Source organism: Streptomyces sp. NPDC058637 (assembly GCF_042717325.1).
Taxonomy (GTDB): Bacteria; Actinomycetota; Actinomycetes; order Streptomycetales; family Streptomycetaceae; genus Streptomyces.
The window spans coordinates 6,993-19,685 of record NZ_JBHXRD010000038.1; the positions used below are offsets into that span (position 1 = coordinate 6,993).

The following is a 12,693-nucleotide window of genomic DNA, read 5'->3' on the forward strand; positions in this document are numbered from 1 at the left end:
CGCGCTCAGCCGGGGGCCGGGGGGCCCCCCAACCACTGGGGGGGGGCCCCGGGCGGCGGTCCGCCACCGATGTGTTGGATCGGTCGTTCGTGGTCAGTTGGCGTCGGTTTCCTCGTTGGTGATCTTGCCGTTCGCCGCGTCGACCTCGAAGGCGGTCCTGCTCCAGTCCTCGGTGACGACGTCGACCTCCCAGACCAGGGTCTGGGTGTCGTTCTCGTCGAGGTTGACCGAGGTGACCGTGCCCTTCGTCTTGTCCGTGGCGACCTTGGCCGCCTGCTGCGGCGTCTGCGTCGCCTTGGTGAGCCAGTCCGCGAGTTCCTGCTTGTCGGCGTCGGTCTGGTCCTCGTCCGGGACGGACTCGATCACGTCACCCGACACCGCGTCGATGGTGACGGTGTGCGCGGTGCCGTCCTTCTCGACCACCTTCGCGATCCACTTCGGGCCCGTGGAGCTGCCGCTCGGGCTCGGACTGCCGGTCGCGCTTCCCTCGGGGCTCGGGCTGCCGTAAGGGCTTGCGCTCCCGTCACCGCTGGGGCTGGCGCTGGGGCTCGCCTCGTCCTCGTCGTCCAGGCCCTCGAGGTCGAGGTCGGTCAGCTTGCCGCCGGACACCTCGCCCACCGCTGTCGTGGCGGCCTTGTCGAAGGTGACCTTGACGGTCGAAAGGAGTTCCTTGCGCTCGGTCTGGTCCTCGGTCAGCTGGGCCGTGCTGGAAGGGCTGCCGGATACGCTCTCGGAGGGGGTGGTGGTCTGCTTCGGAATGACCTTCGCAGCTTCTGAGGTCGCCGCGGCTGTCTTGTCACCGCTGTCCTGCCCACAACCGGTCACGAGGGCGGAGGCAAGGACGGCGCACAGGGCGCCGACGACACGGAGCCGACGGGTGCGCGAGGAAACGGTCTTGTTTCGGCGGGTCTCAAATCTCATACCCGCATGCCTAGCCGCCCCGGCGATCAGTCATGTTGTCCGCCCGGCGGCTGTCACCCGATCGACGGTGCGGTCCGCCCATTCGCCGTGGTCGCGCGGGCACCCGGCGAGGCCGGGACCGGCCTGGTGCGACACGGCGTAGGACGCCGGTTCGGGGAACCGGCGTCCTACGTACGGATCCGCGGGAGTCAGGCGGTGAGCTGGACCTCGGACGGTGCGGCCGCCGACATCACCGAGCCCGCTGACGGGACGGCCCGCAGCTGCGCCTCGGCGGCGCTCAGGGCATCGGGCACCGTCCTGGTTCCGGTGGTGACACACAGGGTGTAGGAGACGTCCTCGAGATGACGGCCGCTCTCGGGAGTGCCGAGCCGCGCATGAGCGCTTCGCAGTGCTTCGTAGCGCTTGACGAGATTCCGCAGCGTTGCGGGATTGGCCATCAGCACGGCAGTTCCTCTCCACAGGGCGGCCGGGAGCACATGGCCCCGCGCCGACGAAGTCCGATCGCGCCGACGGTACGCCCGGCGTCACGGGCGGCCGTGCGAAGCTGACAGCACGCGTCCGGTCCCTTGCAGATGATGGTCGCCCCGCCTCACCGAATCCGCATCCGGAATCACCCGGGGCCACGGGGCCGGGCTCCCGAGCGCCACGTGCGCCGGTGCGAAACAATGGGTGCGACGGGGCGGCGGCTGACGGCGCCCGGTCGGGAGGTCACTCATGAATTACCCGGAGAGTTACGAACTGATTTTCCAGGCGACGGGCGCCGCGGACGACGTGGTCGTCGTCCACATCACGGCCCGGTCCGGCGCCGGAGGTCACCCGGTCTACGAGGACGAGTCCGGAATCGTACGTGCCGAGGTCAGTGAGCACGGTGAGGTACGGATGCTCGCGAGCGGCGGGCACCAGGTGCTCAGGGTCCCGCTGCTCGCCCGGCCGCTGAGCCACGGGGCGGCCCGTCGCACCGGCCGGTGAGGCCTCCGCCGTCCCGCCCCTGTCCGTTCTGATGCCCATTCATGCCCACTCATCTTCCGAATGTGTTTACTTTCGGGAGATGCAGCCGTAGCCTGCTGATGATTCCACAGACTCGGGCATGGAACGGATACGTAACCACATGTACGCACCGGAGCGTCAGCAAGAGATCCTCCGCCTCGCCGGCGAGAGCGGCCGCGTCGACGTGCTGTCGCTGGCCGAGGAGTTCCAGGTGACCGCCGAGACCGTCCGGCGTGATCTCAAGGCTCTCGACCGGGCGGGGCTGCTGCGCCGTGTGCACGGCGGTGCCATTCCGGCCGGGCGGCTCGGATTCGAGCCCGGTCTCGCCGAGCGCGACACCGTGGCCGCCGACGAGAAGGACCGCATCGCCGCCGCCGCGCTGGGCGAACTCCCCGCCGAGGGCAACATCATCATCGACGCGGGGACGACGACCGCCAGGCTGGCCGCCGCCGTCCCGGTCGATTCCCGTCTCACCGTGGTCACCCACGCACTGCCGGTCGCCGCGCGCCTCGCCGACCATCCAGGGATCTCGCTGCACCTGGTCGGAGGCCGGGTGCGTCACCGCACCAGCGCCGCCGTCGACGCCTGGGCACTCAGCGCGTACAGCGAGATCAACGCCGACGTCGTCTTCCTCGCCACCAACGGCCTCTCCGCCGAGGGCGGCCTCACCACACCTGACCTGGCCGAGGCCGCGGTGAAGCGCGCGGTGATCACGGCCGCCCGCCGGGTGGTGCTCCTCGCCGACTCCGCCAAGTTCGGCCAGGAGCACTTCGCGCGCTTCGGCGACCTCTCCCAGGTCGACCTGCTCATCACCGATATGGGGCTCAGCCCCGAGGACGCCCGGGCCATCGAGAGCCGGGGCACGGAAGTAGTACGCGCATGATCCTGACCATCACCCCCAATCCCAGCCTGGACCGGACGTACGAGCTGCCCGGACTCACCCGGGGCGCCGTCCTGCGGGCCACAGCGGACCGCGTCGACCCCGGTGGCAAGGGCATCAACGTCTCCCGCGCGGTCGCCGCGGCCGGGCACCGCACGGTGGCCGTCGCGCCGCTGGGCGGTGCCGAGGGCGAGCTGCTGGCCCGGCTGCTGGGCGAGCACGGCATCGAGGCCGCCGGGGTGCCGATCACCGGCAGCACCCGGATCAACGTCACCCTCGTCGAACCCGACGGCACGCTCACCAAGGTCAACGCGGCCGGACCCGAACTCACCACGGCCGAGGCCGAGTGCCTGCTGGACGCCGTTCGCTCACGGTCGGCGGGCGCGGAGTGGATCGCCTGCTGCGGCAGTCTGCCGCGCGGGCTGCCGCCCGAGTGGTACGCCGAGCTGGTCGCCCGCAGCCATCGCGCGGGGGCCCGGATCGCCCTCGACACCTCCGGGGCCGCACTGGTCGCGGCGCTGGCCGAGCGGCCGGACGTGATCAAGCCGAACACGGAAGAACTCGCCGAGGCGGTCGGCCGCCCGCTCGCGACGGTCGGTGACGCGCTCAAGGCGGCGCAGGAGCTGTGCGAGCTCGGGGCACGCTCCGTGCTGGCCAGCGTGGGCGCCGCCGGGCAGTTGCTGGTGGAGGATTCCGGCACGTACTTCGCCCGCGCACGGGTGGACGCCGTCCGCAGCAACGTCGGCGCGGGGGACGCGTCCCTCGCGGGCTTCCTCGCAGCCGGGGGAACGGGCCGGGCGGCGCTCTCCGCCGCGGTGGCCCATGGCGCGGCCGCCGTCCAACTGCCAGGAAGCGTCATGCCGACCCCGGCCGACCTCGATCTGTCCGCGGTGGTCACGACCTCGGACATCCCCACGGATCTCGCTCTGACGGAGCCTGCCCCATGACCGCCGTACCCCTTTCCAGCTGTCCGAGCCCCACGTACCCGAACCGTCCGTCCCAGGACGGTCCACGAGCAAGGAGCCCCCGCGATGAGTGAGCTGATCACCGCGGAACTGGTCGACCTCGATCTGTCCGCCGAGACGAAGAGCGCAGCCGCCCGTTCCCTGGCCGAACGGATGGTGGCGGCCGGCCGTGTCACCGATCTCGACGGCTTCCTCGCCGACGTGGCTGCCCGCGAGGCGCAGATGCCGACCGGTCTCGACGGCGGCATAGGCATTCCGCACTGCCGGAGCGAGCATGTCGCCGCGCCGACGCTGGCCTTCGGCCGCAGTGCCCGGGGCATCGACTTCGGTGCCCCGGACGGTCCCGCGGATCTGGTCTTCCTGATCGCCGCGCCGGCCGGCGCGGACGACGACCACCTCACCATCCTGTCGGGCCTGGCTCGGCGGCTGATGGACCCCGGCTTCACCGGGGCGCTGCGGGCGGAGGGGGATCCCGCCGCAGTGGCGGCCCTGATCCGCGGCGAGGGGGCTCCCCCGCCGGCCGAGGCAGCGGCGAAGGCACCGGACGCGCCGGCGGACGAGCCGTTCCGGATCGTCGCCGTCACGTCCTGCCCGACCGGCATCGCGCACACCTACATGGCCGCCGAGTCCCTGGAGGCCGCCGCACGCGCCGAGGGCGTGGTCATCAGTGTCGAGACGCAGGGCTCGGCGGGATTCCAGCGGCTCGACCCCTCGGTCGTCGCCGCGGCCGACGCGGTCATCTGGGCCCACGACGTGGAAGTGCGGGAGAAGGCGCGCTTCAGCGGCAAGCCGGTGGTCGACACCGGTGTGAAGGCGGGGATCAGCCGGCCGGCGGAGCTCATCGCCGAGGCCCGGCGCAAGGCCGGGCGCGGCGAGGTCAGCCGGTTCTCCGACGACGGCGCGGACACGGGAGCGGGTGCGTCCGGCGGCTCCTCCGCCCACTTCGGGATCAGGCTGCGGACGTACCTGATGTCCGGCGTCAGCTACATGGTGCCGTTCGTCGCCGCCGGTGGTCTCCTGATCGCCCTGTCGTTCGCCATCGGCGGCTACGAGATCGCGAGCGCCCCGTCCGTCGCCGAGCACTTCGCCTGGGGCGAGGCGGACAGCTGGGCCGCCCTGCTCAACCAGATCGGCGGCGCCGCGTTCGGCTTCCTGGTCCCGGTGCTGGCGGGTTACATCGCGTACGGGATGGCCGACCGGCCGGCGCTGGTCCCGGGCTTCGTAGGCGGGGCCATCGCGCTCACGATCGACGCGGGCTTCCTCGGCGGTCTGGTCGCCGGTCTGCTCGCCGGTGCGGTCGTGATGGCGATCCAACGGGTGAAGGTGCACCCGACCCTGCGCGGCATCATGCCGGTGCTGGTGATCCCGTTGCTCGCGTCGGTCGCCGTCGGATTCCTGATGTTCGTCGTGGTCGGGAAGCCGATCGCCTCGCTCCAGAAGGCCCTCACCGACGGGCTGAACGGCCTCTCGGGCTCCAACGCGGTGATCCTCGGCGTCGTCCTCGGCCTGATGATGTGCTTCGACATGGGCGGCCCGCTGAACAAGGTGGCGTACGCCTTCGCGGTGGGCGGCCTGGCCGACCCCACGGACGGCAGCCTGAAGGTGATGGCCGCGGTGATGGCGGCCGGCATGGTGCCGCCGCTCGCGATGGCGCTCGCCACGACCGTACGCGCCAGGCTGTTCACGCACACCGAGCGGGAGAACGGCAGGGCGGCATGGGTGCTCGGCGCGTCGTTCATCAGTGAGGGCGCGATCCCGTTCGCCGCGGCCGACCCCCTGCGGGTGATCCCCTCGGTCATGGCCGGTGGCGCGGTCACCGGGGCGCTGTCCATGGCCTTCGGCGCCACGCTCCGCGCCCCGCACGGTGGCGTGTTCGTCGTGCCCCTGATCGGTCAGCCCTTCCTCTACCTGCTGGCGATCGCCGCCGGTACGGCGGTGGCGACGGCCCTGGTCGTCATCCTCAAGGGACTGCGGCGCATCCCGGAGGAGGCCGCGCCCGCGGCCGACGAGCCCAAGGTGCCCGTAGCCGCCTGAGCCTTCCCCTGCCCCCTCGCCCGTACCGGAACCGTCATCGATTCGTCCCCCAGGAGGGAACTCATGTACCAGCGCACTGTCTCCGTCGGCTCCCGCAGCGGTCTGCACGCCCGTCCGGCCTCGCTGTTCGTCCAGGCGGCGACGCGTCAGCCGGTCAGGGTGACGATCGCACGCGACGGCCGTGACCCGGTCGACGCACGCAGCATGCTCTCGATACTCGCCCTGGCGGCCCAGCACGGCGATACGCTCGTGCTGTCCGCCTCCGGTGCGGGTGCGCAGGAGGCAGTCGAGGAACTGGCGACGCTGCTCGCGCAGGACCTCGACGCGAAGGACTGATCGTGACGGAGCGGTGGGATCCGGTGGGTGGGGGCGTGATCACGCTCCCCTCGGGACGGCTGGTCCGGGGCCGCGGGCTGCGGCGCCCGCTTCCCGAGGGCCCTGAGCCCACCTTCTCCGTCCATCTGCTCGGCAGGCGGCCGCCTCCGGTGCCCTGGGCGTCGCGGTGGCTGCGCTGGCCGGACTTCCGGCTCCCGGCGGACCGGGCGCAGGCCCGGGCGGTGCTCGGGGAGGCATGGAACCGGGCCGCCGCGGCGGACCGCGTCGAGGTGGCCTGTGGAGGCGGCCGGGGGCGTACGGGCACGGCGCTCGCGTGTCTGGCCGTACTGGACGGGGTCCCGGCGGACGAGGCGGTGGCCTACGTCCGCCGGCACTACCACCCCGGAGCCGTGGAGACGCCCTGGCAGCGGCGGTACGTTCGGGGCTTCGACCGGTGGTGACGGCGCGCGCCTGAGCCGGTGCGCCGGCCGCGGACCAGGCGGCGGGGCTCATTCCACCGCGTGCGGCACCGGGACCGTGGCCGCGCCTCCGGCGCGTACCGCCTCGACAACGCTCTGGTGGAAGGAACGGCTGGCTTCTTCGGAGGGGCACGGCACCGGACTGCCGGCCAGCGTGAACCAGTCCGAGGCGCCGCTGAACTGCACGGCCACCTCTGCCTGCCCTTCGGACCATGTCGTGTGTACGGTCAGATCGCCGTCCACGACTCCTACCTCTTCGGTGCGCACTCCGCCTGTTCCCGCGAAGACACCGCAGGTAGTCCACGATGCCCAGTTCATGACGCGTCACCTTTCGGGACGGAAGACAGGCCTGCCCTGCGGACTGATTCCGAGTATGGCACCGCGAACGTTCACTCGCACGGGTGTACCACTGTGTGCCCCGCCCGTCGCGCACCGCTGTCGCTCAGGGGTGCATCGAGGCCCCCTTGAGGATCTTGTCGACGGCGTTCCGGGGCCCGTAGAAGGCCAGGCCGACGAGGTCCAGCCCCTCCCGGCCGACGGCCCGTACGGCGGCCCGGTTGGCCTTGTCGTGACCGGTCGCGAAGAGGTCCGAGGTGAACACGGCCGTGATGGTGCCCCGGCCGACCGCCCTGGCGTGGGCGGTGGTCAGCATCTCCTTCGATCCGGCGAGGACGAGGACGGGCTGGCGGAACATCGGCAGGTACGGGGTGTCGTCCGCGTCGGCGTACGGTTCGCCGATCGCTTCCGGCGCCTGTGTGCCGAGCCCGCTGACGAGGAAGGCGGTGACGTTGAGGCGCTGCCAGGTCTCGAGGTCGTCACGGAGCAGCACCGCGATCTTGGTGTCGAAGCGTACGGGCGCGTTGTCGTCGTGGTCGGTCATACGCACAGCCTGCCGAGCCGTCGGCCAGGAGTCTTGTACGAACTTTGCACGGTCGGCCCGTACCGCCCTTGTAGGCTTTCCCCATGGCTGCACGTCCGGACATCACCGCGTGGCGTCCGAGGGTCGAGGGAATCGACGAGGTGTTCCACGCCCGCTTCGCCGACCACGCGTACCCCATGCACACGCACGACGCCTGGACGCTGCTCATCGTCGACGAGGGCATGGTCCGCTACGACCTGGACCGCCATGAGCACGGGGCTCCGAGCTCCGTGGTGACCCTGCTCCCCCCGCACATCCCGCACAACGGGGGCGGGGTGACGCCCGGGGGTTTCCGCAAGCGCGTGCTGTACCTGAACACCGCGCAGATAGACCCGGAACTCGTCGGGCGGGCGGTCGACCGCCCCGTGCTGCACGATCCGCGGTTGCGGCACCGTGTCCACCAGCTCCATCTGTCGCTGGAGCGCCCGGGGGACGAGCTGGAGGCCCAGAGCCGCCTCGCCCTCGTCTCCGAGCGTCTCGCGGAGCATCTGCGAGGGGAGCTCGGGGTGCCGCGCCCGGCGCACGACCGCCGGGTCGCCCGCGAACTGCGGGCGCTGCTCGACCGGCACTACGTGGAGGGGCTGACGCTGCGGGACGCGGCGGACCGGCTGCACACCCACCACACCCACCTGGTGCGGGCGTTCAGCCGTGAGTTCGGCATGGCTCCGCACCAGTACCTGACGGGCCGTCGGGTCGATCTGGCCCGGCGGCTGCTGCTCGGGGGCATGCGGGCGCCCGAGGTGGCGACGAGCGTGGGGTTCTACGACCAGTCCCACTTCTCCCGGCACTTCAAGCGTGTGGTCGGGACGAGTCCGGGGCATTACGCGCGCACCGGGGCGCGGACCTGAGGGCCGGCCCGTCATCCAGCCGGATCGGCGCGCGGCGTCGGATGCGGTGCATCGCGGGGCGGGGGGACGTCCGCGTACCGGATGTGTTCGGGCGTTCCGACAACGCGGCGAGGTGCCGTCGCTGTCGTTCGTGGGCCCCCCGGTATGAGGGACAGCCCTCAGCGGCGTTCCAGCGCCCCGCGGACGAACGCCGCCTGACCCGCGTGCTGCAGGTCGTCGGCGATGACACTGACGAGCCGTACGCCGAGTGTCACCGGGGGCGACCAGGACGCGTCGACGACGCGGTCCAGGGCCCGGCCGTCGAGCCCCCGGACGAATTCGAGGGTCTGTTCGTGCACGGCGTCGAAGTACCCGAGGAGCAGGTCGGCCGAGGACACCTGGACGGACGCCACCTGGGAGCTGTCGTGGCCGTATCCGGTGGACTCCTTGGTGAGGGGCAGCTCGTAGCGGGCGGCCCAGTCCTGTGCGAACCAGACCTGTTCGGTGCCCGCCGCGTCGGCGACGTGGTCGTCCTGGACGCGCGTGAGGTGCCACACGAGCCAGGTGATCGAATTCGCGTCCGGGTCGAGCCTGGCGTTGAGTTCGGCCGGGGCCAGGCCTTCGACTGCGGCGTGCACCGTTTCATGAATGCGTTCGAACGCATCGGCGAGAATGCCTGCACTGTTCATACGCCCACCTTGGCCGGTCCATGTGCGGGGCCGGACTGCGACACGCGTGACGGGAGCGGTCAGGCGTGCACCGCGCGCAGCCATCGGGTCAGCAGGGTGTTGACCTCGGTGGCGCGTTCCTGCTGGATCCAGTGTCCGCACCCCTCCAGGATGTGCGACGAGACCAGGCCGGGAAGCGTGGTCGGGTAGGCCGCGATCGCGTCGGCCATCCAGGTGGTGGAGGAGTCGAGGCCGCCGCCGATGAAGAGCGAGGGGCTGGTGAGCCGCGCACCGTCCCAGGCGGCCAGGTCCTCCCAGTCCCGGTCGACGTTGCGGTAACGGTTGAGCCCGCCGGTCAGGCCCGTCCTCGTGAACTCGGCGCCGTACACGTCGAGGTCCTCCCGGGTGAGCCAGGACGGCAGTGGGCCCTCGGGGAAGCGGTCGCGCATGCGTCCGCCCGCGGGTACGAAGAAGGGTCCGGCCTCACCGGGCGGCGGCATCGTGTCCGCGGAGAGCGCGGCGTAGAACCCCGCGAGCCACCCGCGCACGTCGGGGTCGATCTCCGCCTCGGCGCGGCCGGGCTCCTGGAAGTAGCCGACGTAGAACTCCTCGTCCCCGCCGATACGGGCGAAGCCGTCGGTGGGCCGCATGGGGTTCCACGGGGCGTAGGGAACGCTGAGCATGGCCACGGCGGTGAACATGTCGGGCCGCAGCAGCGCGCTGTTCGCCGCGATGGGCGAGCCCCAGTCGTGGCCGATGACCGTGGCGGTCTCCTCCCCCAGCGCGTGGACGACTCCGACGTTGTCGGCCACGTGGGCCGTCATCCGGTAGGCGTCCACCGCGTCGGGGGCCGACGAGCGCCCGTAGCCCCGGACATCGAGGGCGACGGCGCGGAAGCCCGCCGCGGCGACGGCCGGCAGCTGGTGGCGCCAGGAGTAGGACGTCTCGGGGAAGCCGTGGATCATGAGGACGAGGGGGCCGGTGCCCTGTTCGAGCAGATGGATCCGGCCGCCGGGGACGTCCACCAGCCGGTGGACGGCCCCGGGGACGGACGTGGAGGGCTCGGGAGAGGGTGCGGGCTGCGGCATGGATCCTCCTGGGGTTCCCGGAATCGGTCTGCGTCACGATCATTCGACGCCGCCGCTCCCCCAGGCAAGCGATCTTGCCGTTCCGGCAAACGGGTCGCCCCGCCCCCTCACACGAGGAGGTGCAGCAGGTGTCCGCAGGCCGTGGCCTCGTCCGGATGCCGGGCGAGCACCTCGTACGTGCCGCGTTCGTACGCGCCGGTCTCCCACACCCCGTCGGCGGCCCGCCTCAGGAACAGGAAGTCGGTGGGGGTGGGGACGGGTTCGTGGACGCCTTCGATGCGGTAGTAGCCGTCGGGCACCCTCGCCGCTGCGAGCGCGGTCCGCAGTTCACGGCGTTCCACGGGTGGCTACGCGCCCGCGGGCGTGAGGTAGGCGTGGTCCAGCAGCCACTTCACGTTGAGCCTCTCGCCTGCGCCCGGGTCGAGGAAGACCGCGTCGAGCTTGATCTGCTGCCCGCCGCCGCGCTGCTCGAACCACGGCGCGATGCTGCCCTGCCAGACCCAGAACGGCTTGGCGACCTTGTAGACACGGTAGTCGCAGGGAACCGCGGCGTCACGGGTGTTGAGGTTCTGCGGGGGCAGGGCGCGCTCGGTGTACGCGTCCCCCGCCGGTGCCAGGTAGCCGCCGTATTCGGAGCCGAAGCGGTCCAGGCGCTGGCCGGTGCGCAGCTTGGCGGGCTCCTTGTCGATCTCACCGTTGACTTCGGCGAAGCCGTCGTTGGGCGGGTACTTCCAGCTGCCCGTGTCGGCGGGGCCCTCCCAGTACTTGGTGAGGAAGGCGGACGGCGACAGGGTTCCCGTGCGCTTGTAGCCCTTGAGCAGCGGGCCGACCGGGGCCTGGCCCGGGTTCGGCAGCCACTTGGGCCCCAGCCGGGCGTCGCCGAGGAACTCGCCGGTGCAGGGGTCGTGGCGGACGGCCGCCGACCGCGCGGGGTCCTGGTGCGGTGCGGCGCTCGCGGCGGGGGCTGCCACGAGCCCTGCGGCGAGTCCGATCGCCGCAAGTGCGGTACGGATACGGTTCATTCGGGGGTCCCCTCGATTGCCGGTCAACAGCGGTTCTGCACACGAAGGGTAGTTGATCAATCGCTCAGGGTGTCCACACCATGCCGTCGAGGAGCCCGGCCGGAGAACGTGTCCGGGCTCCTGGAAGGGTCAGCCGGCGGCCGGGTCCGGTACGAGGCCGTCGGCCGCCAGGCCCTCGATGACCGCCGCCCCCAGGGCCTGGACGGCGGACATCGGGCGCACCATCACGGTGAACTCCTTGATGAGGCCCGCCTCGTCGAACTGCAGCAGGTCGATCCCGTGGATCTCCTTGCCGTTCACGGACGCCTTGAACATCAGGATCTCCGCAGGGGCCGTGGCGTCCTCCGCAACGGTGAGCGCCTCACCCTCGAAATGTCCGATGTAGCGGAAGTCCTCGAAGGTGCGTACGAGCACGCCGAAGAGGCCGAGCACCATCGGCCGGCCCTCGAACGGGGTGAACTTCACCGGGCTGAAGAGGCGGACGTCCTCGGTGAACAGTCCGTCCAGTGCCGCGAGATCACGTTTCTCGACGGCGGCCCGGAAGCGTTCGGTGGTGTCGGCGGCGGTCATGACCATCACTCCTCGAATTGTTAGTCAACAAAATGACTGATCACTTCGATGAGTATGCCGTAGTGGGGCCCGTTCGGGCGAGGAGCCGACGGCCGCGGTCTCAGGAGGGCGGATCGACGTAGCGCACGGTGACCTTGTCGAATCCGAGGGAGCCGAGCAGACCCTGGAGCATGGCGGCCGTGTTCTTCTCGGCCCGGCCGGTGAGGCCGCTCTCCTTCGCGGCTTCCCCGATGTGCTTCGCGGCCAGCTTGTTGACCGCCTGCTCGCTGCCGGGGTTGTCGGAGAAGAAGTCGCCGAGCCGGTCGAGGAGGCCGCGCTGCTTGGAGACCGCGTAGGAGCGGTCCGGGTCGAGCGCGGGCTTGCCCAGGACGGCGTGGGGCAGGCGGAGTTCCGCTGTGGTGCGCTCCTTGTTGACGACCACGCCGTCCTGGGCGACCTTGCCCAGGTCGACGGAGGCTTGGACCGTGCCGGCGCCCACGTAGAGGGTGCGGGTGCCCCGGATGGCGTCGGGCAGGAATTTGGCGTCCTTCTCCAGATCGACGACGACCTGGAAGTTTCCTGAGGCTGCCTCGTACGCGCTCATGTCCTGGATCGACTTGAGGACCGCGGGCCCGGAGCGGTCCGTGGTCTCCTCGCCGAAAATGCCGCCGAGCCCCGGCAGAAGACTGACCCGGGTCCCTACGAGCAGCAGGACCAGGGCCGCGGCGCACACGCCGGCGAACGGCAGGCATCCGCGCATGCGGTCGCGGCGGGGCGCGCCGCCGTCGGGGCCCGGGGTGCTGTCTGTTCTTACGTCTGTGGACGTCATGTCTTCCGTGTGACCCGCTCCGGTCGTTTCAGTCCGTCCGGCGGTGCGACTACGCCAGATCCTGTACGGGCAGCGGCTCCGATGGGCGGGGGGGGGGGGGCCCGCGGCCGGCCCGGGGCCACCCCCCCCCGGTGACACCATCCACGGGGTGGGGAAACGCCCCCCCAGCCACGGGGATGTGGGCCGGGGCCCCCAACCCGGGGGTGGGGT

The 12,693-nt window shown here is 71.4% G+C and carries 17 protein-coding genes; 7 read left to right on the top strand and 10 right to left on the bottom strand.

All coding sequences use genetic code 11. The features are described 5' to 3' along the window. Positions 1-93 precede the first annotated feature (93 nt). Together ACFWVP_RS29595 and ACFWVP_RS29600 are read right to left on the bottom strand one after the other, a co-directional pair. On the bottom strand, positions 94-921 hold the full coding sequence (locus tag ACFWVP_RS29595) for a PepSY domain-containing protein (RefSeq protein WP_384501040.1): 828 nt from the start codon (positions 919-921) through the stop codon (positions 94-96). Positions 922-1,109: 188 nt separating this feature from the next. Further along, positions 1,110-1,364, bottom strand: coding sequence for a DUF5133 domain-containing protein (locus ACFWVP_RS29600; RefSeq protein ID WP_384501041.1), 255 nt, complete (start codon positions 1,362-1,364; stop codon positions 1,110-1,112). Positions 1,365-1,635: 271 nt separating this feature from the next. Here ACFWVP_RS29600 and ACFWVP_RS29605 point away from each other — a divergent pair, with 271 nt between their 5' ends. The 6 genes from ACFWVP_RS29605 (at position 1,636) to ACFWVP_RS29630 (ending at position 6,563) form a co-directional block, all read left to right on the top strand. Continuing rightward, a complete protein-coding gene (locus ACFWVP_RS29605) occupies positions 1,636-1,890 on the top strand; it encodes a DUF6296 family protein (protein WP_384501042.1) in 255 nt (84 codons plus the stop codon). Between the two features lie 139 nt (positions 1,891-2,029). Continuing rightward, positions 2,030-2,791 (top strand): DeoR/GlpR family DNA-binding transcription regulator, encoded by a 762-nt coding sequence (locus ACFWVP_RS29610; RefSeq protein ID WP_384501095.1) that lies wholly within the window; start codon positions 2,030-2,032, stop codon positions 2,789-2,791. Beyond that, positions 2,788-3,735 carry a 1-phosphofructokinase gene (gene pfkB / locus ACFWVP_RS29615; RefSeq protein ID WP_384501043.1) on the top strand — a complete coding sequence of 316 codons (948 nt, stop codon included), beginning with the start codon at positions 2,788-2,790 and terminating at the stop codon, positions 3,733-3,735. The genes ACFWVP_RS29610 and pfkB overlap by 4 nt, the downstream gene beginning before the upstream one ends. A gap of 84 nt (positions 3,736-3,819) precedes the next feature. Beyond that, positions 3,820-5,787 carry a fructose-specific PTS transporter subunit EIIC gene (locus tag ACFWVP_RS29620; RefSeq protein ID WP_384501044.1) on the top strand — a complete coding sequence of 656 codons (1,968 nt, stop codon included), beginning with the start codon at positions 3,820-3,822 and terminating at the stop codon, positions 5,785-5,787. A 63-nt stretch (positions 5,788-5,850) separates the two neighbouring features. Then, positions 5,851-6,123, top strand: coding sequence for an HPr family phosphocarrier protein (locus ACFWVP_RS29625; protein ID WP_384501045.1), 273 nt, complete (start codon positions 5,851-5,853; stop codon positions 6,121-6,123). A 2-nt stretch (positions 6,124-6,125) separates the two neighbouring features. Beyond that, complete coding sequence (locus ACFWVP_RS29630; RefSeq protein WP_384501046.1) at positions 6,126-6,563, top strand: protein phosphatase; 438 nt, start codon at positions 6,126-6,128, stop codon at positions 6,561-6,563. A 48-nt stretch (positions 6,564-6,611) separates the two neighbouring features. Here the strand turns inward: ACFWVP_RS29630 and ACFWVP_RS29635 are convergent, their stop codons facing one another. Together ACFWVP_RS29635 and ACFWVP_RS29640 are read right to left on the bottom strand one after the other, a co-directional pair. Then, positions 6,612-6,899, bottom strand: coding sequence for a hypothetical protein (locus tag ACFWVP_RS29635; RefSeq protein ID WP_384501047.1), 288 nt, complete (start codon positions 6,897-6,899; stop codon positions 6,612-6,614). Between the two features lie 124 nt (positions 6,900-7,023). Beyond that, positions 7,024-7,461, bottom strand: coding sequence for a DUF2000 family protein (locus ACFWVP_RS29640; protein ID WP_384501048.1), 438 nt, complete (start codon positions 7,459-7,461; stop codon positions 7,024-7,026). An 83-nt stretch (positions 7,462-7,544) separates the two neighbouring features. On the opposite strand from ACFWVP_RS29640, the gene ACFWVP_RS29645 reads away from it, so the two are divergent. Next, positions 7,545-8,348 carry an AraC family transcriptional regulator gene (locus tag ACFWVP_RS29645; RefSeq protein ID WP_384501049.1) on the top strand — a complete coding sequence of 268 codons (804 nt, stop codon included), beginning with the start codon at positions 7,545-7,547 and terminating at the stop codon, positions 8,346-8,348. Between the two features lie 158 nt (positions 8,349-8,506). On the opposite strand, the gene ACFWVP_RS29650 is transcribed toward ACFWVP_RS29645, so the two are convergent. From ACFWVP_RS29650 to ACFWVP_RS29675, 6 genes are all read right to left on the bottom strand, one after another. Further along, entirely contained in the window at positions 8,507-9,016 is a 510-nt protein-coding gene (locus ACFWVP_RS29650) for a DUF664 domain-containing protein (protein ID WP_384501050.1), read from the bottom strand. A 59-nt stretch (positions 9,017-9,075) separates the two neighbouring features. Then, a complete protein-coding gene (locus tag ACFWVP_RS29655) occupies positions 9,076-10,083 on the bottom strand; it encodes an alpha/beta fold hydrolase (protein ID WP_384501051.1) in 1,008 nt (335 codons plus the stop codon). Between the two features lie 107 nt (positions 10,084-10,190). Next, positions 10,191-10,424 carry a hypothetical protein gene (locus ACFWVP_RS29660; RefSeq protein WP_384501052.1) on the bottom strand — a complete coding sequence of 78 codons (234 nt, stop codon included), beginning with the start codon at positions 10,422-10,424 and terminating at the stop codon, positions 10,191-10,193. Between the two features lie 6 nt (positions 10,425-10,430). After that, positions 10,431-11,105, bottom strand: a complete 675-nt coding sequence (locus ACFWVP_RS29665; protein ID WP_384501053.1) for a TNT domain-containing protein — start codon at positions 11,103-11,105, stop codon at positions 10,431-10,433. Between the two features lie 129 nt (positions 11,106-11,234). Next, positions 11,235-11,675 (bottom strand): nuclear transport factor 2 family protein, encoded by a 441-nt coding sequence (locus tag ACFWVP_RS29670; protein WP_384501054.1) that lies wholly within the window; start codon positions 11,673-11,675, stop codon positions 11,235-11,237. 100 nt (positions 11,676-11,775) lie between these two features. After that, positions 11,776-12,483 (bottom strand): DUF4230 domain-containing protein, encoded by a 708-nt coding sequence (locus tag ACFWVP_RS29675; protein WP_384501055.1) that lies wholly within the window; start codon positions 12,481-12,483, stop codon positions 11,776-11,778. Positions 12,484-12,693 lie beyond the last annotated feature (210 nt).

Coding starts and splice junctions, on each gene's coding strand:
- ACFWVP_RS29595 (WP_384501040.1), bottom strand. CDS start 921: ATGAGATTTGAGACCCGCCGAAACAAGACCGTTTCCTCGCGCACCCGT.
- ACFWVP_RS29605 (WP_384501042.1), top strand. CDS start 1,636: ATGAATTACCCGGAGAGTTACGAACTGATTTTCCAGGCGACGGGCGCC.
- ACFWVP_RS29610 (WP_384501095.1), top strand. CDS start 2,030: ATGTACGCACCGGAGCGTCAGCAAGAGATCCTCCGCCTCGCCGGCGAG.
- pfkB (WP_384501043.1), top strand. CDS start 2,788: ATGATCCTGACCATCACCCCCAATCCCAGCCTGGACCGGACGTACGAG.
- ACFWVP_RS29620 (WP_384501044.1), top strand. CDS start 3,820: ATGAGTGAGCTGATCACCGCGGAACTGGTCGACCTCGATCTGTCCGCC.
- ACFWVP_RS29625 (WP_384501045.1), top strand. CDS start 5,851: ATGTACCAGCGCACTGTCTCCGTCGGCTCCCGCAGCGGTCTGCACGCC.
- ACFWVP_RS29635 (WP_384501047.1), bottom strand. CDS start 6,899: ATGAACTGGGCATCGTGGACTACCTGCGGTGTCTTCGCGGGAACAGGC.
- ACFWVP_RS29640 (WP_384501048.1), bottom strand. CDS start 7,461: ATGACCGACCACGACGACAACGCGCCCGTACGCTTCGACACCAAGATC.
- ACFWVP_RS29645 (WP_384501049.1), top strand. CDS start 7,545: ATGGCTGCACGTCCGGACATCACCGCGTGGCGTCCGAGGGTCGAGGGA.
- ACFWVP_RS29650 (WP_384501050.1), bottom strand. CDS start 9,016: ATGAACAGTGCAGGCATTCTCGCCGATGCGTTCGAACGCATTCATGAA.
- ACFWVP_RS29655 (WP_384501051.1), bottom strand. CDS start 10,083: ATGCCGCAGCCCGCACCCTCTCCCGAGCCCTCCACGTCCGTCCCCGGG.
- ACFWVP_RS29665 (WP_384501053.1), bottom strand. CDS start 11,105: ATGAACCGTATCCGTACCGCACTTGCGGCGATCGGACTCGCCGCAGGG.
- ACFWVP_RS29670 (WP_384501054.1), bottom strand. CDS start 11,675: ATGACCGCCGCCGACACCACCGAACGCTTCCGGGCCGCCGTCGAGAAA.
- ACFWVP_RS29675 (WP_384501055.1), bottom strand. CDS start 12,483: ATGACGTCCACAGACGTAAGAACAGACAGCACCCCGGGCCCCGACGGC.